The sequence below is a fragment of the Clostridium sp. K13 genome, from assembly GCF_019734195.1.
Taxonomy (GTDB): domain Bacteria; phylum Bacillota; class Clostridia; order Clostridiales; family Clostridiaceae; genus Clostridium.
Genome location: NZ_JAASHM010000011.1, coordinates 37,213 through 62,989 on the forward strand (window position 1 = coordinate 37,213; position 25,777 = coordinate 62,989).

Below are 25,777 nucleotides of genomic sequence, written 5' to 3' on the forward strand. Positions count from 1 at the left end.
ATTTTTTACCAATTATCAGGTTTGCTCTCTAATATATCTATATTCCACTCTTTAAATTCATTAACTGCTACAACATAATATTTATCTTCTGTATTTTCTTTTTTATTTGCTACTGTTATTAATGTTTTAAAATTAGTACTATCATACCCTCTATTTTTTACAGTAACTACAATATCAAAATCAGGTTCATTATTATTTACTAATTCTACGTTAGGTGTAATCTGCTTTGCTTTTTCTATAAATGTATTTAAATCAGTAGAAAATACATACTTTAAGCAATCTACATCAGTCCTTATATTTATTCCTACTTTACAGTCCTTAATATCATTGCTTTTACTAGCAAGTTGTAATACATCTAAAATAGACTCATAGTATATATAATCAAAATCTCTAGGTTTTCTTATAAAAGAAAGATTTTTTATAATTCCCTCATCTAGTCTTTTTGAAACTGAAAATGTATTTTCATCATTATAAAAGTTTCCTTCATCTGTTCCTACAACATAGTAAAATTCTTTTACTTCATCACCTAAATCAAACTCAAACTTATAGTCTGGTTCTAAAGCTGACTTATTTTCACTTATCTTTGCCTTTGATAACAAATTATATATTTCCTTGATTGCGCTTTCTTCAGTTACTATAAACTTGAATCCTGTATCTCTAGTACTTTGTATACTTATTTGTTCTACATTACTGGAATTTAAATAGTTAAAATAATCATTTTTTAAACCTAACTTTTTCTCTATATTTTCTATTGCCGCACATCCAGAGAAATTTAAGATACCTATTATTAAAACTCCTAATAAAATATATCTTTTAAATATTCTTAACATTTGTTTCTCCTTTTTACCTTAACACTAAAATAATAGGAGAAGCATATGCTTCTCCTAATAAAGATAATTATAATACTTTATTCCAATATTAGCAATTTAATTCCCTCATTATCTTTTACTTTCCTTGAGTTATACTTATGTTTTATGCACAAAATTTTATGCTATTGCATTGGAACAACAACAGTAGAATTTTTAAAATCGTAAAACATTAACCAACAACCCTCATTATCTTTACCATTTAAATTAACCCAAGTAACAAATCCTGTTCTTCCATCGTAAGGTTGTTCATCTTTATCCTTCTTTCCTGGAATTGCATAAATTATATGTTTTAGATTTCCTTGAGAATCGCACTTATATCCAATCATAAAATATCCATGCTTCTTTATATAAGGATAATAATTCAACATTGGATAATAAGCTAATGTATATTTATTATAATCCGACATATTACACATTTCATGTAAATCATGTACAGGTATCTTATACCACTTAGTATATTTTAGCTCATCTATGCTATCATAATCCCTGTCAAAGCCATCTACTATGGTTTCAAAATATTCTCCTATACTACCTCTTATCTTTCCAGTAGTAGGATTAAACTCCTTACTATCCTCTATTTCATCTTCATAATCTTCAAATTTGCCTCTTAAGTTTTCTCTTTTATAATATTCTTCCTTCGTTACTTTACCTTCATCATTATCTATAAGCTTTTCCTCAGATCTTTCAATCTCTTCACTAGTTATATCTTCTTTAACTTCTTCTACAACTGTAACTTTTGCCTCTTCTATAACAGTATCACCTATAGATTTCTCCTTAGATTCCTTAACCTTAATTTCCGGCTTTCTTGGTTCTTTTTTATGTTCTTTTTCTGCAACCTTTTCAGTTGCTCTTATTTTAATTTCCTTAGCCTTAACTATAGTGTAATTTTTCCAGTTCTCTGTTGGTTGTTGTCCGTTTAAGAAACCGCACATTACAAATACAGGTATTCCGTCTTTAAATTTTGCTATCGCAGTACCAGATATCTTATCAAATTGTATATCTAAGCCACCAATATTTGATACATTGTATTCTTTTGTTACTTCAGCCTTACCTGTATCACTTACCTCTATTGGTCCCAAGTTAATAATCTGCTTAATATCTTTCTTACAACAAATAAGCATCATATAATAATTATCATTATCTTTTTTTAGATTCTGAGCATAAAAAGAAATTTTACATTTATCTCCTTTTGCTTCTATCTTAGAATATCCAGATAATGATTTATCACTGGAATTTGAGTATCCACGTTCGTCCTCCTGTAATATTACGAAGTTTCTATACAACCTATTATTACTTGCCATTCTCTAGAACCCCCACTTTATATTAATTCCATATATTATATGTTTTATATATTGAAATATGTTATTAATTTTAACGTGAGTATTTTCATTAATATCTAACTTATAAAACCTCGTTGATACAATTTGAAAGTGTTGCGAACTCTTCTATAGATAAAGTTTCTCCTCTTCTCTTTGGATCTACTCCAGCTTTTTCAAATGCAGCTTCAAGCTTTTCTTTATCAGGACCTATACTTTTAACTCCATTCCATAAAGTTTTTCTTCTCATATTAAATGAATTTCTTATTATATCAAAGAATAACTTTTCATTATCAACATTAACCTTTGGAGCATCTAATTTATCAAGTCTAATAACAATTGAATCAACCTTTGGTCTAGGAATAAAGCAATTAGGTGGAACCCTTCTTACTATACTAGTATTACAATAATACTGAACTAATAAAGATAATGCTCCATAATCCTTATTACCTGGATCTGCATTCATTCTTTCTGCAACTTCTTTTTGAATCATTATTGTTAATGACTTAAAATTATATCCTTCTTTAAGTAATTTTACTATTATAGGTGTTGTAACGTAATAAGGTAAATTTGCTACTAGCTTTACACTTTTTTCATCTCCTATAACTTCATTAAAATCTACCTTTAATGCATCGTTATGTATAAGTCTAAAATTAGGATTGTCTCCTAACTCTTGTTCTAATATAGGAATTAAGTCATTATCTAACTCTATTGCAACTACCTTCTTGGCAGTTTTTAATAATTGAGCTGTTAAAGTACCAACTCCAGGTCCTATTTCTATAACTAAGTCATCTTTATTAACTTCTGCACCAGAAACTATATCTCTAGGAACAGATTCATCTACTAAAAAGTTCTGCCCTAAGCTCTTTGAAAACTTAAAATTATATTTTTTAACTAACTCAGCTGTTTTTACATCTTTTATATCCATCTATTTCTCCTCTTCTAACTCTTTATTTACATAATTAATAGCTTCTATAAATTCTTCCTTAGTAATGCCATAATTATTTAATCTAGACAACATTTGATTTGCATTACCATACCCAATACCTAACTTATTTCCTAGTTTTATTCTTCTTGCCTTTGCATTAGGATCTCCATTTAATCTAAAGAAAAACATATCTTGTGAATCAAAAATATCTTCCTTTACTTCAATAGTAACTTTAGCTCTGTTTAAAGCTTCTATTATAACTTCTGGTGTAGCATTTTCCACCCCTATATCATCATCTTTAATTCCATCTTCTTGTGCAATATATGCATGCTTTATTCCTGAAACCCTCTTTGCTATTATTTTTCTTATTTTTTCTCCCGCAAAATCTGGATCAGTCAAAACTATTACTCCTTTTCTTTTTTGTGCTTCCTTAATTCTTGCAATAACTTTTGCATTTATTCCAAAACCACCAACAGCTATCATTTCCGCATCAACTGCTTTTTTAACAGCAGCTACATCATCTTTTCCTTCAACAACAATGACTTCTTTAATCAAGCTTCTCGCTTCCTTTCCTCTAACATCTCCTTTTAATTTATCCTTATATTACTCTTATGTCAAACTTTATCATGCAAAAAGGCTATATCAAAACTTTATGTTTTGATATAGCCTTTTTATAGCTTTACCATTCTCCTGGATATGCTAAAATATATACTGGTACATTATATTTTCTTCCCCATGATCTACACTCTGATTCTGAACTAAGGAATACATCTATAATCTTTCCTTTTATAAGTCCACCAGTATCTGCTGCAATTGCTTTTCCGTAATTTTCTACATAAACTAAAGAACCTAATGGTATTACTCTTGGATCTACTGCTATTGTACTTATCCCACCTGGATTATAAACTGGTACTGTTCCAGTTGCAGTAATTGTATCTCCTGCATAAGCAGTAGATTCACAATAGATTAAATCTCTATACTCCATTTCACCATCTCTACTAGCAAATACTCTTCTAGTTCCTTGAGCTATAATTTCATTTACTGGTTCCTTAGTAACTTTGGATTGAACAATTTCTCTAGATACTTCAACGCCATCTTTTTTAACAACTTTATAAGTTATCTCTTTTTCACCAGCTTCACCAGCTTGTCTTACATCTTCAGTGTTAATATCTAAGTTCTCATCTTCTTCAACTATTGTTTCATAATCAATACTTTCCACTGCAACTTCATTTAACACTTCAACTTTAACTAATTGAATTGTAAGACTATCTGATATTTCAGTATCTAATGACGGTGTTATTTCATCAACTCCTTCAACAAACTCAACACCTTCAGCTTTTAGTTCATCCTTTTCAGCTTCTATCATGTCTTCTATAGTATCTTCCGCAGTTTTTATAACAATTGTTTTGTTACCAACTACCATTTCTACATCTACAGCTTTTTTAATATTAATAATATCCTTTGATGATATTTTTTCATTTAAAGCTGGTTGTACTTTATCCTTATGAGCTATTTCAATCTCATTTTCCTCAAGTACATCTTTAACAGTCCCTTTATATGTTATAAATGATGCTTCTTTTCCGTCTATAATTATTACTATGTTTTTTCTTACGCATGTAAATGTTATAGTCAATGCTATTATTAATACTCCTATAACACCTACCATTATTTTTGCCTTAGGACTATTAGAAAAATTGTTTTTTAAGTTTTCTTTCCATTTTTCAATCATCTACATTTAACCTCCCCTGGCAAGAGTGACCATTGAATTATATAAATAATTCTTGTTTTTGTCAAATTTCCCACCCTTGTTTTAATGAAACTGCTTCAAATGCATTTATTATGCATTATAAATATTAATTGAAATAAAAAAATAATGGCGTTTTTACAGTTTGAAGTTTGGTATATATAGACTGAAGGTTTTTTCTAATTTTTTACAATTGTTAATATTAATTTTACTTTATTTTCTATTTTGAATCAAGTTATGGAAATTGTCATTTACAGCCAAATTAACCTTTTTTGAGCTAATTCCTTTTATCTCAGCTATTTTTTCTATTATATAGCCGATATAATCCGATTTATTCCTTTTTCCTCTATTTGGTTCAGGCGCCATATATGGACAGTCAGTTTCTACTAGCAATCTCTCTAGTGGAATTTCTTTAACTACCTCACAAATTTTTTTAGCATTTTTAAATGTAACTACACCTGTTATTCCTATATAGTAACCTAATTTTACACATTCTTTTGCAAATTCTACACTACCTGAAAAACAATGAACTGTTCCTCTTACATTGGGAAATTCCTTCATTATTTCTAATGTATCAGCATGTGCATCTCTATCATGAATTACTACTGGTAATCCTAATTCTTCCGCCAATTTCATTTGCTCTCTAAATACTCTTTTTTGAATGTTCTTATCTGGATTTTCATCCCAATAATAATCTAAACCTATTTCACCTATAGCAATAATTTTTTTATTACCTTTATATAGTCTTACTATTTCATCTCTTACATTTTCATCATAATCATTTGCATCACTAGGATGAATTCCTAAAGCTCCATATATAAAATCATATTTTATAGTTAATTCATTTGTAGTTTTTAAACTATTTTTTGAACAAGCACAATTTAATATTCCAACTACACCTGCACTTCTAATTTGCTCAAATACAGCATCTCTATCTTTATCAAAAGCCTCATCATCATAATGAGAGTGCGTATCAAATATTTCATATTTTAATTCCATAATTAATCTCCTTTTTACTACCTAATAATGTAATTCTATTGTTTATTATAACAAATTAAATAAAAAAACTCAGAATATACTGAGTTTTTTATTAACTTTATAGTAATATGTTATTAAGATTTTCTTCAGATTTTTGACACCTAACTGACACAATTAAGGTTTATTATAATACTTGTAAAGTAGTTAAAGCATTATTATTTACCCCTAAAACCATCTTTTAAATAGAGCTTCCAACCTATGTATTGTGGTTAAGAAGTTACTTTTTAAATTGGTTTCCTAGAGTTATTCGTCCCCCAAATGAAATGACTCTAGGTTTTTTTTATTCTAAATTCTTTGTTCCTTTAATCTAGCAATTTCTTCTGAAGATTTTTTCTTATCAATTTTATTAAATAAAATATTACATTCTCTAATTATACCTTCTTTTTTTTCTTCAAAACTCCAAACTCCATTCCCTAAATTTAATGAAGCTTTTATTTTGTCACAAGTCTCAGGCATAAATGGATACAACAAGTTAGAAAGATTTATTATTATTTGAATACAATTATATATTACATCTTTACATTTTAATGGATTTTGACTTAATAAATCCCACACTTTATTATTTTCAAAATATTTATTACCCTTTTTACATAAATTCATTATATCAATAAGACTTTCGCTAAAATGTCCCTCTTCAATCTTATCCCCAACATTAAAGTATAAATTTAATATTTCACTTTTTAACTTTTCATCCATATTTCCATTTGGTATTCTATTAGAATAATTTTTCTTTGAAAAAACTAATACTTTATTTACAAAATTAGATAATTCACTAACTAAGTCATTATTATGAATATTTATATATTCTCTCCAAGTAAAATCAGTATCTTTATCCTCTGGTGAATTTAAAGTTAAATAATATCTAAAGCTATCAACATTGTATTTTTTGCAAACATAATCAGCCCATAAGGCCCAATTTTTCACAGTTGAAAACGACTTTCCTTCTAGCTTTAAATGTTCACTTGATATTATACGTAAATTTGAATTTTTTATACCAAGACCCGCAAGTATAGCTGGGAATATAACAGTATGGAATGGAATATTATCTTTTCCATGAATAAAATAAATTCTTGAATCTTCACCTTCCCAATACTCCTTATAATCCTCTCCACGTTCTTCTAAACATTTCATACTGGCAGTTAAATATCCCATAACGGCTTCAATCCATACGAATATTTTTTTATCCTCATAACCATCTAAAGGAACATCTACACCCCAATTAAAATCTCTAGTTACTGCCCTATCTCTCAAACCTTCATCTAAATATCTTTTTAATATTTTTTGTGCATTTTCTCTCCAGCCATATTGTCTTATGTATAATCTTTTTACATCATTTTCAAACTTAGATAATGTAAAAAACAAATGTTTTGTTTCTTTTAAAATAGGCTTAGAATTACAATTCTTACATTTCATATTTATTAATTCACTAGAATCAAACTCTTGATTACAATTTTCACATCCATCTCCTGTAGCTTCTTCACCACACTGGGGACAACTTCCTACAATATATCTATCTGATAAATATTCATTGCAATTTTCACAAAAAGTTTGTTCTACTAATTTCTCATATATATATCCTTTTTTATATAATTGTAATATAAAATCCTTTACCTTTTCTTCATGATATTTTGAATGTGTCTTTGAAAAAATATCAAAAGAAAATCCTAACGAATTAAAACATGTTTTAAATTCATTATGATATTTTTCCACAGCTTCTAAAGGTGTAATTCCTTCTTCTTTAGCTTTCATTGTAACAGGTGTTCCATGACAGTCAGTCCCTGAAAGAAAAACAACTTCATCCCCCATCATTCTATGATATCTAGCTAAAATATCACCTGGTAGTAATACTGAAATTCTACCTAAATGCAAAGGTCCGTTTGCATATGGCCATGCATTACCTATAATAATATTCATTAAAAAACCCCCTTTAATTAGTAACAATATATAGTAAAAAAGTCAGCATAGCTGACTTTTTTACTTTATATTTTCTAAAGTCGCCCTAAGGCGGCTTTATTCCGTAACTTGCCACTTGTTACTCTTAATTTATAAGGAAACACACTACTCCCTTCAGTCATAGGTGTAAGTTCAGCTAACTAAATCAAAGATTTAGAGCTTCACTTATCTTACTTGGCTTCCTGTTTGTAATTCTCCTGGATTTACTAAGCTTAATATGCTGTCATCATCAGTAGACGCTGCTAATATCATACCTTGTGATAATTCCCCTCTTAAAGTAACTGGTTTTAAGTTAGCTACTAGAACTACATATTTTCCAACTAACTCTTCTGGTTTGTAGTGCATTGCTATTCCTGAAACCACTTGTCTTTCTTCACCATTTAAATCAACTGTTAATTTTAATAATTTTTTAGCCTTTTTAATTGGTTCACAAGCTAATACTTTAACAACTCTTAAGTCTATCTTTTCGAAATCTTCTATAGTTATTTCTTCTTTGATTGGTTGCATTTTATACTCTTCTTTTGGCTTGTTAGCTTCAAGTTGAGCTAATCTCATTACTTCTAACTCTTCTAAAGTTTTTGCTACATCTATTCTTGGGAATAAAGCTTCACCTTTTTTAACTTCTGTTCCTGGAGTTGTTCCATCAAATCCAGCTAATGAATCCCAAGTTGTTGTAGTTATATTTAATTGAGTATTTATTTTTTCACTTGTACTTGGTAAGAATGCAGATAATAATACAGATGCAAATCTTAAGCTTTCAGCTAAGTTATATAAAACTGTACCTAATCTTTCTTTCTTTTCTTCATCCTTAGCTAATATCCAAGGAGTTGTTTCATCTATATATTTATTAGCTCTTCCAATAAGTGCAAATATATCTTCTAAAGCTTCTGGAATTCTTAAGTTATCTATTGCTTTTGTTACTTTAACTGGAGTTTCTAAAGCTAAGCTAATTAATTCATTATCAATATCTTCTTTAGCTGTAGGTGCTGGTATAACTCCTCCAAAGTATTTTTCAATCATTGCAACTGTTCTTGATAATAAGTTACCAAGGTCATTACAAAGGTCTGAGTTAATTTTCTTTATAAATATTTCATTATTAAATAATCCATCTGCTCCAAATGGAATTTCTCTTAATAAATAATATCTAACTGCATCAACACCAAACTTATCTACTAAAACTACTGGATCAACAACATTTCCCTTAGATTTTGACATCTTTCCACCATCAACAAGTAACCATCCATGACCAAATACTTGCTTTGGTAACTCTTGACCTAATGCCATTAACATAATTGGCCAATAGATAGTGTGGAATCTTAATATATCTTTACCTATTAAATGTACATCTGCTGGCCAGTATTTCTTATATAATTCATCATTATCTGAACCATAACCTAAAGCAGATATATAGTTTGATAATGCATCTATCCAAACGTAAACTACATGTCCTTCATCAAATGTTACAGGAACTCCCCAATTAAAGCTTGTTCTTGAAACACAAAGATCTTGTAAGCCTGGTTTTAAGAAGTTATTAACCATTTCATTTTTTCTTGATTCTGGTTGAATAAATTCTGGATGAGCTTCTATATACTCCATTAATCTATCTGCATATTTACTCATTCTAAAGAAATAAGCTTCTTCCTTTGATTTTTCAACTGGTCTTCCACAGTCTGGGCAATTTCCATCTACTAATTGAGTTTCAGTCCAGAAAGATTCACATGGAGTACAATATAATCCTTCATATGAAGATTTATATATATCACCTTGATCATATAATTGTTTAAATATTTTTTGAACAGTTGCTTTATGATAATCATCAGTAGTTCTGATAAATTTATCATAGCTTATATCCATCATGCTCCATAACTCTTTAATTCCAGCAACTATTTCATCTACGTGCTCTTTTGGAGTTATTCCCTTTTCCTCAGCTATTCTTTGTATCTTTTGACCATGTTCATCAGTTCCTGTTAAAAACATTACGTCATATCCATTTAATCTCTTAAATCTAGCTAAAGCATCTGCTGCTACTGTTGTATAAGTATTTCCAATGTGTAGCTTAGTTGATGGATAATAAATTGGCGTAGTTATATAATATGGTTTCTTTGTCATTTTACTTCCTCCTCTTTTTCCGTAAAAAATTTACTGCTAAAAGCTAGAATAATAGCGGCCGAAATTTAATTATCCAATAGCCTAACTACTAACTAAAAACTCCTAACTCCTAACTAAAAAAAGCCTCTATATAGGCTTATATACCCATATAGAGGCGTTATATACGCGTTACCACTCTATTTTATATTTATTTCACAATAAATATCTCACTAGGTGACTATCATCACCCTGCAATATAACGGTTGCTACCGTATTATCCTAACTAAAAGCTCAGATAATCTGCTCCAAGACCATCTTCATAAAGTTCAATATCACTAGTTTTCACCATTCCTAGCTCTCTTTAGATATCTTCCTAAACTACTCTTCTCTTCTATGCATTTATTAGTTTTATAATATTCTAAAATGTAAAAACTGTCAATAAGTTAAAATTCAAATTTAAGCCTCTCCATAAATTATATTTCTATATTTATTATTACCTTCTACTTAATATTTAAAACTTATTTTTTTCCTCTATTAATAATAAATACTATATTTTTATTTATTTTTTTCTTTTAAAAATATTATGTGTAATAATGCAATTTTCCTATTTATTAGATATAATATCTTAAGGATAGGAGGCATAATTATGGAGAACTTTAAATTTCCTAAGATTGGACTTAGAACAATAAAATCAGGCATTGCAGTTTTCTTATGCTTATTACTTTTACCTAATGAGCCTTTTTTTGCATGCCTTACAGCTGTTATTTGTTTACAAGATACTGTTTATAATTCAATTCATATGGGTATTAATCGTGGTGGTGGAACTATAATTGGTGCTAGTTTTGGTTTGGTATTTCTATTATTCTTTAGAACATTAGAAAATCATATACACAATACTTACATATCAAAACCACTAATTTATATAATTATTTCCCTAGGAATTATTTTAATGATTTATATTTGTAATCTTCTTAAAAGGCCTGGTGCTATAAATATAACATGCATAGCTTTTTTAGGAGTTACTACAGCTCACGCTTATAGTGATCCTCTATTTTATGCAACTAACAGAATGGTGGAAACATTACTTGGAATAGTAATTTCAATATTAGTAAATAAACTAATAACTCCACCTCCACATAAATAGTTAAATACTATTAATTAAAAAAGGTTGTGCATTTTGCACAACCTTTTAATATAGCCCTTTTTATTTAATTTTCTTATTGCCTAAGCTTCTTCAACCTTCTTACCGAATATTTGTACCCCTACATATAACGCAATTAATGAAAGTGGTAATACTATATATACTGATATACCAAGACCTGCTGGAATATATCCAAAGAATATAGTTATCGCTGCTACAAATAATGAATACCACATTTGAGTCTTAACATGATCAATATGATTACAACCTGCACCCATTGAAGAAAGTATAGTTGTATCAGATATTGGTGAACAGTGATCTCCAAATATAGCTCCTGTTAATACAGCACTTGTACAAACCACTACAAATGACATTTCTGGATTTATTGAATGTGCTAATGGTATTGCAAGTGGCATTAATATACTCATAGTTCCATATGCAGTTCCTGTTGAGAATGAAATTACAGCACCTAATATAAATATTAAACTTGGTAATAAGAATGCTGGTATTGCCCCTTTTAATACCTCAACTAAGTAATATGCTGTTCCAAGCTCTTTTATTACTGATCCTAATGACCAAGCTAATATTAATATAACACCAGTTATTATTAATCCCTTCATTCCATCAACCCAAACATCAATAGCTTCACCTAATGTGAATATCTTTTTAGCAACTCCCATTAAAATAGCAACTATTGAAGCAAATAAAGCTGATTGAAATAATGCTACAGATGCATCTGATGCTGCAAATGCTTCCATTATACCTTTAAATGAAAATGGTGAATTCATCATTATTTCTTGAGCTACTGATGGATCTCCACCCATTATTGAACTATATCCACTATAATAAAATGCTACTAATGCAGAAATTATTAATGCTCCAATTGGTACTATAGCATTCCATATACTAAGTTTAACGCCTTCCTTTGGTTCTAATTCATCCATTTGAGATGATGCTTCTACAGCAATCTCATCTTTAACTACTTTATCTCTATTTCTTGCTGCAATTTCAGCTTTTCTCATAGGACCAAATTCCTTTAATGTTAATGCTGTAATTACTATAAATGCAAGAATTAATATGTTATAAAATCTATATGGTATTGTTTGAAGAAATACTCCAAATCCACTAGCTTCTACACCTATTGAGTTAAACCCATCACCAATTAAACTAACTTCTAATCCAATCCAAGTTGATATAATAGCTAGCCCAGCTACTGGAGCTGCCGTAGCATCTATTATAAATGCTAATCTTTCTCTTGATATTTTCATCTTATCTGCTACTGGTCTCATTATTGGACCTACTATTAATGAATTTGCGTAATCATCAAAGAATACACATAAACCTAAAAGCCAAGTTGTTAATTGAGTACTCTTAACGGTTTTAGCTTTTCTAGCTAATGCTTCTGCTATAGCTTTTGCACCACCCATTTTAGCAACTAAATTAATAACTCCTCCGATAGCAAGTACTTGAAGAACTATTCCTGCATTCCATGGATCTGCAAGAGAATTTAATGCTCTATTTACAAAATCTAAAAACGCTTGTATAAATGCCCCAAATACATTATGTCCCGCAAGACTAACTAAAAAACTACCCGATAAAATTCCTATAAACAACGAAATAACAACATTTTTTGTTATAAATGCTAACACTATTGCAACTAATGGTGGTATTAAAGTCCAAATTCCAAACTTATCTGCATTTACCGCCGCTGGTTCAATTTCTGATGCAAATGCAATAGTAGTCGAAAATACTAGCATTAGCATAGTAAGTAATAATACCTTATAACTTCTTTTTTTCACTTTTATTTCCCCCTTAATTAATATAAAAGCGAATAATAAGGGTACCCCAATTAACTAAAATAAAAAAAGACCTTGAGTTAACACCCAAGGCCTTGTATGCATTAAAATAGTATAAAAATACAAGTCTTAAATGATAGCTCACCACAAAACATTTTGTGACAGTAGTACATATATTTTATGTACTCCCAGCTATACAACCTTAAAGCATCGGTTGTATGCTTCGGCGATTGCTCCTTTCTTATTGAATCACAGTGCTTTCCTCATCAATAATACTATTAACTTTCGCGCCTCTACCCTAATTTATTCACTTTTGTTATCTTTTAATCTGATTATATAATCAATCTCTTAGATTTGCAATACCATTTTATAACTTTTTTGTATTCATTTTTTTGAATACTTATTCATAAATTCTTCAATATCATCTATAGATTTAATTATATCCTTAGATAAATTAATAACTCCTTCTTCAGTTACTAATATATCATCCTCTATCCTTATTCCTATTCCTTCTTCCTCAATATATATGCCTGGTTCAACTGTAAATATAACTCCTGGCTCAAAAATTATATCTCTATGTGGAGTTTCTATATCATGAGTATCCATACCTAAACTATGACCTATGCTATGATAATAATATTTTCTAACATCTTTTTTATCTTCAATAAGTCCTAATTTTATACACTCCTCAGCAATCAAGTCAGTTGCCTTTTCATTAACATCCTTGTATTTCATTCCTGGCTTAATTAAATTAATAATTTCTTCATTTACTTTTAAAACTGAATTATAAACTTCCCTTTGTCTTTCAGTAAACTTACCATTAACAGGGAAAGTTCTTGTTATATCTGCATTATAACAATTATATTCTGCTCCTAAATCAAAAAGAATTAAATCATTTTCTTTAAGCTCTGAATTATTATCAACATAATGTAATGTTGTAGCATTTTTTCCTGCTGCAGCTATTGTTGTAAAAGCTAAGCCTGTTGCACCTTTCACTTTACAATTGAAATCAAAATATGCTTCTAATTCATATTCTTTCATTCCAACACGTGCTTCAACCATTAATTTTTCAATACCACTTTTAGTTATTTCAATAGCCTTTTTAATTTTTTCTACTTCATCTTGCGATTTTTTTAATCTTAATTCACCAATTTTACTATAAACATTATTAATTCTAACTTGTGGATATTTATTCATGATATCATTTGCAAATCTATGTGAAATTGTTCCTTCTCTATTAGCACTCATTCTTTCTAAGTCTAAATAAATATTTATTTCTTCTGCCATAGTAAGTATTGAATGTATATCAGACTCAAATTGACTTTTAAACTTAACTTCATCTACTGCTGTAACTTCAGTTGCTTCTTCCTTCCTAATACTCTTACCTACCCATTTTTCCATTTCTAAATCAATATCTTTTATATAAAGTTTAGAAGTCGTAACTCCATTAATTTTTGACATAACTAATATATGATCTTCTTCATTTATTCCAGTTAAATAATAAAAATTTCTATTTGGAGTAAATGGATATGTTTGATCTCCTGTCTTTTGTACTGCCTTTCCTGCAAATAAAACAACAATTGAATTATCCTTAATTTTATCTAAAAGATTATTTCTATTAATTTTATAAATATTGTTATTCATAGCCCTATCTCCTTTTAAATTTACTCTGCTGCTAATAATTTTACGCTTCTAACATTAGGTAAAGAATTTAATCTAGCTGCCAATTGGCTAACGCTTTTTTCCATATGAGAAATATCAATAGTAACTGTAACATTAGCTGATAAGTTTATTGGAATATCTTGATTTATAGTTAATATATTTCCTTTATAAAAGGCTATGCAATCTAAAACTTTAGATAATGTACCTGATTTATGTGTCATTAATAATATTAATGTTACCTTCTTAGATTGCATATCTTGCGCCATTAGAAATACATCATCCTTATATTTATAATATGTACTTCTACTAATACCAACTAACTTTATAGCCTCACTTATATCCTTTGCTTTTCCAAGTTCAATATTCTCTTTTACTTCAATTACCTTTTTAAATATCTCTGGTAATGATTTTTCATTTACAATATAAAATTTTTCATCCCCCATAATCATTCTCCATTCGATTTATTTTAGTAATATTATACAACCAAACCTTTTACAGTGCATTAAAAATTTTACATTTCCAACTTTCAATTACAATATAACTAAATTGCGAACTAAAGCTTAAGTCTACAATTTAAGCAGACTCCCCCTAAATTTTATGGAATCAATTATATAAATTCAAAGTGAAAATTTCACCGCTTCCCGGAAAAGTAATATTCCATTTTTCGTTCTCACTGTAGTTCGCAGTTTTATTCAACTCTTATAATATTAATATTTTAACCATAAGTATCGCCATAATAATTGCAGTCATATCTGCCATAACTGCAGCCCATACTGTATGTCTTGTTTTCTTTATCTTTACCGCTCCAAAGTAGACTGTTACAGTATAAAATATTGTCTCTGTAGTTCCCATAATAACTGAGGAAACTAATCCTATAACACTATCTGCTCCATAATTTTTTAATATATCAGTAAAAATCCCCATTGCTCCACTCCCTGAAAGAGGCTTAATTAGTACTAGAGGAACAACTTCCTTTGGTAGATCTATTAATCCACAAATAGGAGCAATAGCATTATTTAACATATCTAATAACTTTGCTTCCCTAAATATTTGAACTGCTATTATCATTGCTAATAAATAAGGAAATATATTAAGGCATACTTTTAATCCATCTTTAGCACCTTCTATAAACCAATCATATACTTTTCTGCCTTTTATCATTCCATAAGTAATAATAATTAAAACTATTATTGGTATAATACTTTTTGTAATATAAGTAAACATTTATATCCCCCCACAATCTTAAAAATACTTTTGCATAATTTTGCAACAAATTATTCCTACTACTGCTGCAACTCCAGTAGATATTATTGCAGGAAGTATTATTACTCCTGGGTTAGTTGAGCCTGCTGCAGCCCTTATTGATAATACTGTTGATGGAACTAATTGAATACAAGCAGCATTTAATACTAAAAATAAAGCCATATCATTACTAGCTATACCTTTTTCTTTATTTAACCTATCCATTTCTTCCATTGCTTTTATTCCAAAAGGCGTAGCTGCATTTCCAAGCCCCATCATATTTGCTGTTATGTTCATAACTATTGCGCCTAATGCTTTTTCATCTTTAGCCGCATCCTTAAAAATAAGCTTTAATATAGGCTTCATAAGTTTAGCTAACTTTTCTGTAAATCCACTATTTTGAGCAACCTTCATAACTCCACACCAAAAACACATTAATCCAACAAGTCCAATAATAAATGTAACTGTGGTATCTATAGACCCTATTATGGCATTTGATACTCCCTCACCATTTCCGGTAAATATACCAACTAATAATCCTAAAAAAATCATTACAAACCATATGTAGTTAATCATATTTTCTCCCCCTATTTATTTTTCTTTATAATATATGCCTTGCAACGCCCATTTATTAGTGATAGGATAAAGATATCAACATAAGTTATATTTTTTTATTTACCTAACAAAAGGAGATTTGTCGATGAAAGAATCAAATTTAAAATTAGCTCAAAAAGATATTGATGAAGCATTAAAAGCTGTAGAAGAAATGGAAAACTATATCAATGAAGGAAATGAAAAAAATAATATAATAAAGGAAAAATTTATTACCTTAACAGAAAAAGTTCAAAAATTAGAGAACTTATTAAAAACTGAAGGAATACTATAATATTAATAGAAAAGAGGATAGTTAAACTATCCTCTTTTATTCTACTACTAAAATAGCAATTATTTTTTCGAATATTTGATAACTAACTTATACCATAATTCTCAAATTCCCAATAATATTACCTATACCTAATTGATTGTGTACCCAACTTAGAAATAACCGCTATTAGTAAACGTTATCAAATTATCTTAATTATATCATTTTTTTCCTGTTATTTCAACATATTTATATAAAAAAATATAACTACCTCTAATTAGAGGTAGTTATTAAACTATTTAGAACTTTCTCTTTGTATTAATTTATAATCTAATACATACTGATCTTGCTCTAAAGGCTTATTGTTTAATATTTTTATAAGCATTCTCATTGCGACTGATCCCATGTCATAACTTGGTTGTTTAACTGTAGTTATCTTTGGATAGAAATATGAAGCAACAGCATTATCATTAAATCCTATTACACTTACATCCTCCGGAACCTTTAATCCATTTTCTCTTAATGCATTAATTACTCCCATAGCAATTTCATCTGATGAGCATACTACTCCATCAAACTTTTTGCCAGTAGCTAAAAAGCTTTCAACAGCTTTATATCCACTTTTAACCTTTAAATCTTTAAAGAATGCTAAATCTTCATCAATAGAAAGTCCACTTTCTTCTAACGCTTTTTCGTAACCTATATGTCTTTCTCCCCAAGCATTAGAAGCATCCTTGTTAACACCAACAAAGGCAATATTTTTTAATCCTTTTCCTATTAAACTCTTAGTTGCATCATATGACGCTTGTATATTATCGATAATTACACTTGGTAATCTACCTTCTTTATCCTTAGATTCTGCAAGAACTGTCTTTAAATCTAATTCATTTATTATATCTAATGTTTCTTCTTCTAAACAAGAACTCATATAGATAACACCATCAACCATCTTTTCCTTAAGTACTCTTAAGTAATCTTTTTCTTTATCATAATCAAAGTCAGAATTACATAATATTACGTTATAGTCATAAATATTTGCAACGTCTTCTGCCCCTCTAACTATTTCAGGATAGAATCCACTTGAAATATCAGGAACTAATATTCCTACAGTTTTTGTTCTTTGCGTTTTTAAACTTCTAGCTACAATATTGGGTCTGTATCCTAACTTTTTAATAGCATCTAATACCTTCTTTTTAGTATCTTCATTAACAACGTCTATATCATTTAATACTCTAGATACCGTAGCTATTGAAACGCCAGCTTCTCTAGCAACATCTTTTATAGAAGTAGCCATATCAACATCACTCCATTTTCATTTTCATTTTAATTATTAATTATACCTTTTTTTCCTATTTAATACAATAATTTTGATTGTTTTTTACATTTAATATTTCATAATTATAAAATATACTATTATTGTTTGAAAAAAGGGTAGGAATTATTACTTAATCCCTACCCTTCGTAATAAAGACCTTAATTATTTAACAACTTCTACAGTCATATTTAGCTTTTCACCATTAATAACTGTTTCAGTATAATCAACTTCTTCATTGTAAACTATTTCTTGGGTTAAGGTTTCTTTCTTTATAACTTCGGCAAACTTTTTAATTACATCTAATAGCATTTCATTATCTGCTACATATAATTTAATTTTGTCTGCAACCTCAAACCCTTTATCTTTTCTCATATTTTGAATCTTAGATATTATTTCTCTTAAGTGACCTTCTTCTCTAAGTTCTTCAGAAATATGTGTATCTAAAACAACACCAATTGAACCTTCACCAGCAAATGCATAACCCTCTAGCCCTTGCATAGTAACTAATAAGTTTTCCTTATTTAATTCAATTTCTGTTCCATCAACATTAATAACTACTACTCCACCATTTTGAATAGTTTGAGCTAATTCCATTTGGTTTCTTGCAGCTATTTCTTTTCTTATTCCTGGTATTAACTTACCATAAGCTCTTCCTAAAACAGGTAGGTTAGGCTTAATTTCAAAGTTAACATGAGTAGAAAGATCTGCACCAAATTCTACAGCTTTTATATTTAACTCATCTGTTATTATATCTCCGTAATATTCAGGAAGTGAGTCTGTAGAAATAAGCATTTTAGAAAGTGGCTGTCTATTCTTAATGTTAGCACCATTTCTTGCACTTCTTCCTAACTTAACAATTGTATAAGCTAAGTCCATTTCCTTTTCTAAATTCTTATCTATAGCAGTTTCATTTACTTCTGGCCAGTTGCATAAGTGAATGCTTTCTGGAGCATTTTCATCTAATCCAACTACTAAGTTTTGATAAATATCTTCTGTTATAAATGGAACGAATGGAGCTGCTACTTTAATTAAAGTTGTTAATACTCTATATAAAGTTACATATGCACCAATCTTATCATCAGTTAATTCTTCAGACCAGTATCTTCCTCTATTTCTTCTTACATACCAATTTGATAATTCATCAGTAAAATCTTCAATAGCTAATGCTGCTTGAGTTATTTGGTATGAGTTTAACATAGAATCTACATCTTTAACTAATGTATTTAACTTAGACATAACCCACTTATCCATTACATTTTCTGAAACAAACTCAGAATATTTTAATGGATTGAATTGATCTAATTCTGCATATAAAACGTAGAATGAATAAACATTCCATAAAGTTCCCATGAACTTTCTTCCTGCTTCACCAACGTCATCTATAGAGAATCTTGTTGGTAACCATGGAGCACTTGCAGTATAGAAGTGCCATCTTGTTGCATCAGCACCTTGTGCATCTAATACATCAAATGGATCTACAACATTTCCTTTAGATTTTGACATCTTTAAGCCCTTCTTGTCAAGAACGTGACCTAGAACTATACAGTTTTCAAATGGATTTCTATCGAATATAGCAGTAGAAATTGCTAATAAAGTATAGAACCATCCTCTTGTTTGGTCAACAGCTTCTGATATAAATTGAGCTGGATAGTTTTGTTCAAATAATTCTTTATTTTCAAATGGATAATGTAATTGTGCAAATGGCATTGAACCTGAATCGAACCAACAGTCAATAACTTCATTTGTTCTAGTCATTTCCTTACCACACTTTTCACATTTTAAGTGAACATTATCTATATATGGTTTGTGTAGTTCTATATCTTCTGGAACATTGATTCCCTTTTCCTTAAGTTCTGCAATGCTTCCTATACATTCTTTATGTCCGCATTCACATCCCCAAATTGGAAGTGGAGTTCCCCAGTATCTATCTCTTGAAATACCCCAGTCGATAACATTTTCTAAGAACTTACCAAATCTACCTGTTCTAATGTTATCAGGATACCAATTGATCTTATTATTATTTTCTAAAAGCTTATCTCTTAATGTTGTCATTGCAACAAACCAGCTTTCCTTTGGATAATAAAGAAGTGGTGTGTCACATCTCCAACAATGTGGGTATGAGTGTAAGTGTTTTTCAGATTTAAATAATTTATTATTTTCTTCTAACCACTTACAAATGCTTTCATCACATTTCTTAACGAACTTTCCAGCCCATGGAGTAACCTCTTCTACGAATCTACCTTCTCTATCAACTAAGTTAATAAAAGTAATTCCATTAGCTTTAGCTACTAAGCTATCATCTTCACCATATGCAGGTGCTATATGAACTATACCTGTACCATCTGATAAAGTAACATAATCACCATGAATTACTTCGAAAGCTTTTCCTTCTACTTTACCGAAAGGCATTAATTGTTCATATTTAGTTCCTAAAAGTTCAGTTCCAGGGAATTCTCTTATTACTTCATAGTCTTCTCCTAAAACTTTATCAGCTAAGTCTTTAGCTAAGATTAATATTTCATCTCCAACTTTAGCTTCTATATAAGTATACGCTTTATTTATACATAAAGCTAAGTTTGAAGGTAATGTCCAAGGAGTTGTTGTCCAAGCTAATATGTACTTGTTATCTTCTCCTTCAACCTTAAATTTAGCAACACAAGTTAAGTCCTTAACGTCTTTATATCCTTGTGCAACTTCATGAGATGATAATGCAGTTCCACATCTTGGGCAGTATGGCATTACTTTATGTCCTTCATATAAAAGACCTTTATCCCACATTTGTTTTAATGCCCACCAAACTGATTCAATATATGGATTGTGATAAGTTACATATGGATTTTCCATGTCAACCCAATAGCCAATTTGATTAGTCATTTTTTCCCACATACTTACATAAGTAAATACGCTTTCTTTACATTCTTTAACGAACTTCTCTACACCATACTCTTCGATTTGTTCCTTACCTGAAATACCAAGCTTCTTTTCTATTTCAAGCTCTACTGGAAGACCGTGAGTATCCCATCCTGCTTTTCTTATAACTTTATATCCCTTCATAACCTTGTATCTTGGGATAATATCCTTCATAACTCTTGTTAACACGTGTCCAACGTGAGGTCTACCATTTGCTGTTGGTGGACCATCATAGAAAGTGAAGTATTCACCATCTTGATTCATATCAAAATTCTTTTTTATAACATTTCTTGCAGTCCAAAGATTTGCTACTTCTTTTTCAAGACCAACAAAACCATTTGGTAGTTCTACTTTTTTGTACATAAGAATTCTCCTTTCTCTACGTTTATTAGCTATTAAAATTATTCTCTTAAAGACATATTTTAATCCTTTATTTTAAAATAAAAAAAACTCCATCCCAAAAGGACGAAGTGAATTCGCTATACCACCTAAGGTTAATAAACTCATAATTATGCTATGAGCTATAATTCAGATACTTTCATATCCTATCCCTTAACGCGGGCTAACGTGATAGCTTAATCGTAAAAACTTTCAGCCTCAAACTCCTAGGTGATTTTCCTTAAGTTATCTTATGATTTTACACCAACCAATCACTCTCTTAAAAGAATAAACTAAAGTACTTATCCTAATCATAGTCTTTAATGAATTTATTATATATTAATTAATTATGGGTTGTCAATTGCACCCAAAAGTTTATTTAAAGAAAAAGTAAAAGTGAAGAATGAAGCAACAAATTCAGCAAGACTTAAATTGAAAAAAATATACTTTTAAGAAGACTATAGGTTTCCAACCTCCACTATTCACTTTACACTCTTATTCTCCACTTAAATAATAATTATTATTATTTAATATTTAATGTTGACTATTTTAGTATACTATGATTTAATATAGGTGTTGAAACGTATTACATAAAATTAATTTCCCTAATAATTAATTTTTGTGTTTCCTAATATCTTTGTATTTTGGAGGATCTGTTATGGAAAATAATTTAAATGCTGATATCCTTGATAAAATAACAAAAGTTTGCACTTGTAAGTCTATATCTAGGGCCAAAATTAAGGAAGCTATTAAAAACGGTGCCCATACCGTAGAAGAAGTTTCTAAAATAACAGGAGCATGTACTGGAAGTTGTCATGGATTTAGATGTAAATCAAAGATTCAGAATTTAATTAACGATTATTCAAAATAATACCCAATCCAAAACTCCCCTATAAGTTTAACGATTTAAACCACTTACCTTGTAAGTGGTTTTTTATTGCAAAATTTAAGGTGAACTAATAGTTTTAAATTACTAGTTCACCTTTAGCAGTGTAAGCTTCAAGCTTCATCCACTTTACTACATTTATTTATTAGCATTAATTTTTCACTTCTTTTTAACTGTTTAATTGCATACTCTCTTTTCATAGCTTCTATTTTATCTTCAAATTCTTCAAAATAAACTAATTCAACTGGTAATCTAGCCCTTGTATATTTTGCGCCTCTTCCATTTGAATGTGCCTTAATTCTTCTCTCCAGATTATTTGTCCATCCAGTATATAAACTATTATCACTACATCTTAAAACATAAACATAATTCATACTTAATCTACCTATCTAAAATTTATTCTATATAGATTATATATTTCACTTAAAATAATTACAAAAAGCCACAGATTTTTTCTGTGACCTTTCGTTATATAATATTAAACTATTTATTATCATATAAATGACAAGCTATTTTATGTCCATTCTTTTTTAACTTTAATTCTGGTTGCTCTTTTTTACATATATCCATACACTTAGAGCAACGTGTATTAAACTTACATCCAACTGGTGGATTAGCTGGAGATGGAAGATCTCCTTCTAATATAGTTCTATTCATTTTAAAATCAGGATCAGGAATTGGAACTGCACTTAATAATGCTTGCGTATATGGATGTAGAGGATTATCAAAAAGTTCATCTTTAGGTGCCATTTCAACTAAATTACCTAAGTACATTACACCTATGACATCAGAAATATATTTTACTACTGATAAATCATGGGATATGAAAAGATATGATATGCCTCTCTTTTCTTGAAGCTCTTTCATTAAATTTATTATTTGAGCTTGAATAGACACATCTAATGCACTAACTGGTTCATCAGCAATTATTAAACTTGGATTAAGTGCTAATGCACGAGCAATACAAATACGCTGACGTTGTCCACCTGAAAATTCATGTGGGTAACGATCAATATGATAAGGTCTTAAACCACAGTCCTTCATTATTTGCATTATATAATCTCTGTATTGTTCTTTAGGAACTATATTATGAGCTCTTACTGCTTCACCTATGATTTCACCAACTGGCATACGTGGATCTAATGATGAATATGGATCTTGGAAAATAATTTGAACCTCTGGTCTAATTTTTTGAAGTTCCTTTTTAGACATTTTAAAAATATCTTTTCCATTTAATATAGCTTCACCCTCAGTAGGTTCTGTTAATCTTAATATAGTTCTTCCTGTTGTAGTCTTACCACATCCTGATTCACCAACTAATCCAAATGTTTGTCCCTTTTTTATTTCAAAAGATACACCATCTACTGATTTAACATGTCCAACAACATGCTGAAATACTCCTGCCTTTATAGGAAAATGCTTTTTTAAGTTTCTAACTTCTAAAATATTTTCGTTACTCATGTTTTACCTACCTTTCTGCCTTACTCATAAAGATGACAACTTACTTCATGTGTTTCTGTTATTTTCTTAATAGAAGGATAATCACCAAAACATGTATCAAAACATTTATCACAACGATTTTTAAAATAGCAATGATTTGGCATATTAATTGGATTAGGGACATTTCCTGGAATAGAATATAATTTTTCATTTTCCGAGTTCATACTTGGTAATGATTTTATTAACCCTATTGTATAAGGATGTTTAGGATCTTTAAATATTTCATGTACCGTTCCCTTTTCAATGACTCTACCTGCATACATAACTACAACATAATCACACATGCTAGCTACAACTCCAAGATCATGAGTAATAAGCATAATAGAGGCATTAATTTTACACTTTAAATCATGAAGTAACTCTAAAACCTGTGCTTGAATAGTAACATCAAGAGCAGTAGTTGGCTCATCAGCAACAATTAATTGTGGATTACAAGATAATGCCATTGCAATTACTATTCTTTGCTTCATTCCTCCACTTAGTTCATGGGGATATCTCTTAACTATTCCTTCTGGATTAGCTATACCTACTAATTTTAATAAATCAATTACCTTTGTATTAACTTCATCCTTTTTCATTTTTGGATTATGTAACACTATTGGTTCTGCTAATTGATCACCTATAGTAAATACAGGATTTAAACTTGACATAGGCTCTTGGAAAATCATCGAAATTTCATTTCCTCGAATTTTTTGCATTTCTGTTAAGGGTAATTTAGTAATATCTATTGCTTTCCCTCTATTTTTACAATTAAATTTTATTTCTCCACCTACAATTTGACCTTGAGGTCCTTGTAATAATCTCATTATAGATAAGCTTGTTACAGATTTTCCACAACCTGATTCTCCAACAAGCCCCACAGTTGCCCCTTTAGGAATACTAAAAGATACACCATCAACAGCTTTTACAGTTCCTGTATCAGTAAAGAAATGAGTTTGTAAATTATTAAACTCTAATATATTATTTTCATCACTCATAGTAGTTGTATAATAAGACTCTGGTACATTCTTCATTTTCTTTTCTTTATTATACTTTTTATACATCTTAGCATTGAATTTTTTAATTTCTTTCATTTTAGCTTTTTGTTGTTTATTAAATTCTTTTTTTGTCATTTCCATCTAAGCTCACCTACCTTTTCATCCTTGGATCAAATGCATCACGCAAACCATCACCAATAAAGTTAAACGCCATAACTATAAATAAAATTAATATTCCTGGTGGTAACCAGATATTTAAATAGTTTTTCATTATTATAGAACTATTAACTGCATTAACCATATTACCTAGTGAAGCATATGGGAATGCAAGTCCTACTCCCAAGAAGCTTAATGCAGATTCCGTTAATATAAATGAACCAAGGTCCATAGTTGCCATTACAATAATTACTGGAGTAACATTTGGTATTAAATGCTTAAATATTTTACGTGGTACACTAAGTCCACAAGCCTCTGCTGCTTGCATATAGTCCATTTCACGAATAGATAGTATTTGTCCACGTACCATTCTAGCAACACCAGACCAATTAAATACTCCCATTACTATCATTAAAAAATAAATTTTTGATTGTGGCTTAATTCCAAATGCCGACATTAATGATGCGGTAACTAACATTAACGGGAAAAATGGTATACAGTAAAAAATATCTACTAATCTCATAATTATCATATCTATTTTCCCACCATAATATCCTGCTACGCCTCCTAGAGTTACTCCTAATAATAGCTCTATAATTGTTACAACAACACTAAATACAAGTGAGATTCTTCCACCATACATAAGCCTAGTTAATACATCACGTCCATCAGCATCTGTTCCTAATGGATGAGCTGCTGACATAGGCGCTTTAACATTAACACCTACATTTTTTTCTTTAATCTTATCTGTATCTGTCATTCTTATTTCTTCGCCAGTTGTTTGATTTATATAAAATATTTCATATTCTCCATAGGGTGAAAAAAATGGTCCTACAAATGAGAATAGGGAAATTGCTAAAATAATACATACTCCTAAAATAGCTAGTTTATTTCTTAAAAATCTTTTCATTATTAATTGACCTGGAGTTTGAATTATTTGATTTTGTTCAAATATATCTTGTTCTTCTTGATTAGCTTGATTTGTATTTTTAATTTTCTCTGAAGTTAACATCAAA

At 29.5% G+C, this 25,777-nt stretch carries 22 protein-coding genes, 1 riboswitch and 2 other annotated features; of the genes, 3 read left to right on the plus strand and 19 right to left on the minus strand.

The window, feature by feature from the left end; all coding sequences use genetic code 11:
* Positions 1–5 precede the first annotated feature (5 nt).
* The 8 genes from HCG76_RS08440 to metG (HCG76_RS08475) all read right to left on the minus strand — a co-directional run bounded on the left by HCG76_RS08440 (position 6) and on the right by metG (HCG76_RS08475) (position 9,957).
* A complete protein-coding gene (locus tag HCG76_RS08440; protein ID WP_221699906.1) occupies positions 6–830 on the minus strand; it encodes a hypothetical protein in 825 nt (274 codons plus the stop codon).
* A gap of 161 nt (positions 831–991) precedes the next feature.
* Complete coding sequence (locus HCG76_RS08445; RefSeq protein WP_221699907.1) at positions 992–2,170, minus strand: DUF7922 domain-containing protein; 1,179 nt, start codon at positions 2,168–2,170, stop codon at positions 992–994.
* A 100-nt stretch (positions 2,171–2,270) separates the two neighbouring features.
* Complete coding sequence (gene rsmA / locus HCG76_RS08450) at positions 2,271–3,113, minus strand: 16S rRNA (adenine(1518)-N(6)/adenine(1519)-N(6))-dimethyltransferase RsmA (protein ID WP_221699908.1); 843 nt, start codon at positions 3,111–3,113, stop codon at positions 2,271–2,273.
* A complete protein-coding gene (rnmV, locus tag HCG76_RS08455) occupies positions 3,114–3,668 on the minus strand; it encodes a ribonuclease M5 (RefSeq protein ID WP_221699909.1) in 555 nt (184 codons plus the stop codon).
* Positions 3,669–3,792: 124 nt separating this feature from the next.
* Complete coding sequence (locus tag HCG76_RS08460; RefSeq protein ID WP_221699910.1) at positions 3,793–4,842, minus strand: G5 and 3D domain-containing protein; 1,050 nt, start codon at positions 4,840–4,842, stop codon at positions 3,793–3,795.
* Between the two features lie 228 nt (positions 4,843–5,070).
* Positions 5,071–5,856 (minus strand): TatD family hydrolase, encoded by a 786-nt coding sequence (locus HCG76_RS08465; RefSeq protein WP_221699911.1) that lies wholly within the window; start codon positions 5,854–5,856, stop codon positions 5,071–5,073.
* A gap of 324 nt (positions 5,857–6,180) precedes the next feature.
* The gene (gene metG / locus HCG76_RS08470; protein WP_221699912.1) at positions 6,181–7,809 is read right to left on the minus strand and encodes a methionine--tRNA ligase; all 1,629 of its coding nucleotides are present in this window, start codon (positions 7,807–7,809) and stop codon (positions 6,181–6,183) included.
* Positions 7,810–8,013: 204 nt separating this feature from the next.
* Positions 8,014–9,957 carry a methionine--tRNA ligase gene (gene metG / locus HCG76_RS08475; RefSeq protein WP_221699913.1) on the minus strand — a complete coding sequence of 648 codons (1,944 nt, stop codon included), beginning with the start codon at positions 9,955–9,957 and terminating at the stop codon, positions 8,014–8,016.
* A gap of 147 nt (positions 9,958–10,104) precedes the next feature.
* Positions 10,105–10,339, minus strand: a binding site (T-box leader).
* Positions 10,340–10,582: 243 nt separating this feature from the next.
* Between metG (HCG76_RS08475) and HCG76_RS08480 the strand changes: the two genes are divergently transcribed.
* Positions 10,583–11,080 (plus strand): FUSC family protein, encoded by a 498-nt coding sequence (locus HCG76_RS08480; protein ID WP_221699914.1) that lies wholly within the window; start codon positions 10,583–10,585, stop codon positions 11,078–11,080.
* Positions 11,081–11,160: 80 nt separating this feature from the next.
* Here HCG76_RS08480 and HCG76_RS08485 read toward each other — a convergent pair whose 3' ends face one another.
* The 5 genes from HCG76_RS08485 to HCG76_RS08505 form a co-directional block, all read right to left on the minus strand.
* On the minus strand, positions 11,161–12,876 hold the full coding sequence (locus HCG76_RS08485; RefSeq protein WP_221699915.1) for a Na+/H+ antiporter NhaC family protein: 1,716 nt from the start codon (positions 12,874–12,876) through the stop codon (positions 11,161–11,163).
* A gap of 126 nt (positions 12,877–13,002) precedes the next feature.
* Positions 13,003–13,177: riboswitch (Lysine riboswitch) on the minus strand.
* Positions 13,178–13,257: 80 nt separating this feature from the next.
* Positions 13,258–14,517 carry an aminopeptidase P family protein gene (locus HCG76_RS08490; protein WP_221699916.1) on the minus strand — a complete coding sequence of 420 codons (1,260 nt, stop codon included), beginning with the start codon at positions 14,515–14,517 and terminating at the stop codon, positions 13,258–13,260.
* A 20-nt stretch (positions 14,518–14,537) separates the two neighbouring features.
* Positions 14,538–14,978 (minus strand): ACT domain-containing protein, encoded by a 441-nt coding sequence (locus HCG76_RS08495; RefSeq protein ID WP_260458078.1) that lies wholly within the window; start codon positions 14,976–14,978, stop codon positions 14,538–14,540.
* Between the two features lie 256 nt (positions 14,979–15,234).
* Positions 15,235–15,759, minus strand: coding sequence for a spore maturation protein (locus HCG76_RS08500; protein WP_221699918.1), 525 nt, complete (start codon positions 15,757–15,759; stop codon positions 15,235–15,237).
* Positions 15,760–15,777: 18 nt separating this feature from the next.
* Complete coding sequence (locus tag HCG76_RS08505) at positions 15,778–16,353, minus strand: nucleoside recognition domain-containing protein (protein ID WP_221699919.1); 576 nt, start codon at positions 16,351–16,353, stop codon at positions 15,778–15,780.
* Positions 16,354–16,477: 124 nt separating this feature from the next.
* Between HCG76_RS08505 and HCG76_RS08510 the strand changes: the two genes are divergently transcribed.
* Positions 16,478–16,663 (plus strand): hypothetical protein, encoded by a 186-nt coding sequence (locus HCG76_RS08510; RefSeq protein ID WP_221699920.1) that lies wholly within the window; start codon positions 16,478–16,480, stop codon positions 16,661–16,663.
* A 271-nt stretch (positions 16,664–16,934) separates the two neighbouring features.
* On the opposite strand, the gene HCG76_RS08515 is transcribed toward HCG76_RS08510, so the two are convergent.
* Positions 16,935–17,933: a LacI family DNA-binding transcriptional regulator gene (locus HCG76_RS08515; protein ID WP_221699921.1), complete on the minus strand. Its 999-nt coding sequence runs from the start codon at positions 17,931–17,933 to the stop codon at positions 16,935–16,937.
* A 183-nt stretch (positions 17,934–18,116) separates the two neighbouring features.
* Positions 18,117–21,227, minus strand: coding sequence for an isoleucine--tRNA ligase (ileS, locus tag HCG76_RS08520; protein WP_221699922.1), 3,111 nt, complete (start codon positions 21,225–21,227; stop codon positions 18,117–18,119).
* A 95-nt stretch (positions 21,228–21,322) separates the two neighbouring features.
* Positions 21,323–21,566, minus strand: a binding site (T-box leader).
* Positions 21,567–21,900: 334 nt separating this feature from the next.
* On the opposite strand from ileS, the gene HCG76_RS08525 reads away from it, so the two are divergent.
* Positions 21,901–22,113 (plus strand): (2Fe-2S)-binding protein, encoded by a 213-nt coding sequence (locus tag HCG76_RS08525; RefSeq protein WP_221699923.1) that lies wholly within the window; start codon positions 21,901–21,903, stop codon positions 22,111–22,113.
* Positions 22,114–22,241: 128 nt separating this feature from the next.
* Here the strand turns inward: HCG76_RS08525 and HCG76_RS08530 are convergent, their stop codons facing one another.
* The 4 genes from HCG76_RS08530 to HCG76_RS08545 all read right to left on the minus strand — a co-directional run bounded on the left by HCG76_RS08530 (position 22,242) and on the right by HCG76_RS08545 (position 25,773).
* Positions 22,242–22,502: a GIY-YIG nuclease family protein gene (locus HCG76_RS08530; RefSeq protein ID WP_221699924.1), complete on the minus strand. Its 261-nt coding sequence runs from the start codon at positions 22,500–22,502 to the stop codon at positions 22,242–22,244.
* 109 nt (positions 22,503–22,611) lie between these two features.
* Positions 22,612–23,589, minus strand: coding sequence for an ABC transporter ATP-binding protein (locus tag HCG76_RS08535; protein ID WP_221699925.1), 978 nt, complete (start codon positions 23,587–23,589; stop codon positions 22,612–22,614).
* 20 nt (positions 23,590–23,609) lie between these two features.
* Positions 23,610–24,605: an ABC transporter ATP-binding protein gene (locus HCG76_RS08540; RefSeq protein WP_370778873.1), complete on the minus strand. Its 996-nt coding sequence runs from the start codon at positions 24,603–24,605 to the stop codon at positions 23,610–23,612.
* A gap of 151 nt (positions 24,606–24,756) precedes the next feature.
* Positions 24,757–25,773: an ABC transporter permease gene (locus HCG76_RS08545; RefSeq protein WP_221699926.1), complete on the minus strand. Its 1,017-nt coding sequence runs from the start codon at positions 25,771–25,773 to the stop codon at positions 24,757–24,759.
* Positions 25,774–25,777 lie beyond the last annotated feature (4 nt).

What these genes read in the sequence shown, in the direction of transcription:
- rsmA (WP_221699908.1), bottom strand. Translation starts at nt 3,113, where the DNA reads ATGGATATAAAAGATGTAAAAACAGCTGAGTTAGTTAAAAAATATAAT.
- HCG76_RS08460 (WP_221699910.1), bottom strand. Translation starts at nt 4,842, where the DNA reads ATGATTGAAAAATGGAAAGAAAACTTAAAAAACAATTTTTCTAATAGT.
- HCG76_RS08445 (WP_221699907.1), bottom strand. Translation starts at nt 2,170, where the DNA reads ATGGCAAGTAATAATAGGTTGTATAGAAACTTCGTAATATTACAGGAG.
- HCG76_RS08535 (WP_221699925.1), bottom strand. Translation starts at nt 23,589, where the DNA reads ATGAGTAACGAAAATATTTTAGAAGTTAGAAACTTAAAAAAGCATTTT.
- HCG76_RS08510 (WP_221699920.1), top strand. Translation starts at nt 16,478, where the DNA reads ATGAAAGAATCAAATTTAAAATTAGCTCAAAAAGATATTGATGAAGCA.
- HCG76_RS08540 (WP_370778873.1), bottom strand. Translation starts at nt 24,605, where the DNA reads ATGAGTGATGAAAATAATATATTAGAGTTTAATAATTTACAAACTCAT.
- HCG76_RS08525 (WP_221699923.1), top strand. Translation starts at nt 21,901, where the DNA reads ATGGAAAATAATTTAAATGCTGATATCCTTGATAAAATAACAAAAGTT.
- HCG76_RS08545 (WP_221699926.1), bottom strand. Translation starts at nt 25,773, where the DNA reads ATGTTAACTTCAGAGAAAATTAAAAATACAAATCAAGCTAATCAAGAA.
- HCG76_RS08465 (WP_221699911.1), bottom strand. Translation starts at nt 5,856, where the DNA reads ATGGAATTAAAATATGAAATATTTGATACGCACTCTCATTATGATGAT.
- HCG76_RS08490 (WP_221699916.1), bottom strand. Translation starts at nt 14,517, where the DNA reads ATGAATAACAATATTTATAAAATTAATAGAAATAATCTTTTAGATAAA.
- HCG76_RS08440 (WP_221699906.1), bottom strand. Translation starts at nt 830, where the DNA reads ATGTTAAGAATATTTAAAAGATATATTTTATTAGGAGTTTTAATAATA.
- HCG76_RS08500 (WP_221699918.1), bottom strand. Translation starts at nt 15,759, where the DNA reads ATGTTTACTTATATTACAAAAAGTATTATACCAATAATAGTTTTAATT.
- HCG76_RS08530 (WP_221699924.1), bottom strand. Translation starts at nt 22,502, where the DNA reads ATGAATTATGTTTATGTTTTAAGATGTAGTGATAATAGTTTATATACT.
- HCG76_RS08480 (WP_221699914.1), top strand. Translation starts at nt 10,583, where the DNA reads ATGGAGAACTTTAAATTTCCTAAGATTGGACTTAGAACAATAAAATCA.
- HCG76_RS08515 (WP_221699921.1), bottom strand. Translation starts at nt 17,933, where the DNA reads ATGGCTACTTCTATAAAAGATGTTGCTAGAGAAGCTGGCGTTTCAATA.
- HCG76_RS08505 (WP_221699919.1), bottom strand. Translation starts at nt 16,353, where the DNA reads ATGATTAACTACATATGGTTTGTAATGATTTTTTTAGGATTATTAGTT.
- metG (WP_221699913.1), bottom strand. Translation starts at nt 9,957, where the DNA reads ATGACAAAGAAACCATATTATATAACTACGCCAATTTATTATCCATCA.
- ileS (WP_221699922.1), bottom strand. Translation starts at nt 21,227, where the DNA reads ATGTACAAAAAAGTAGAACTACCAAATGGTTTTGTTGGTCTTGAAAAA.
- metG (WP_221699912.1), bottom strand. Translation starts at nt 7,809, where the DNA reads ATGAATATTATTATAGGTAATGCATGGCCATATGCAAACGGACCTTTG.
- HCG76_RS08495 (WP_260458078.1), bottom strand. Translation starts at nt 14,978, where the DNA reads ATGGGGGATGAAAAATTTTATATTGTAAATGAAAAATCATTACCAGAG.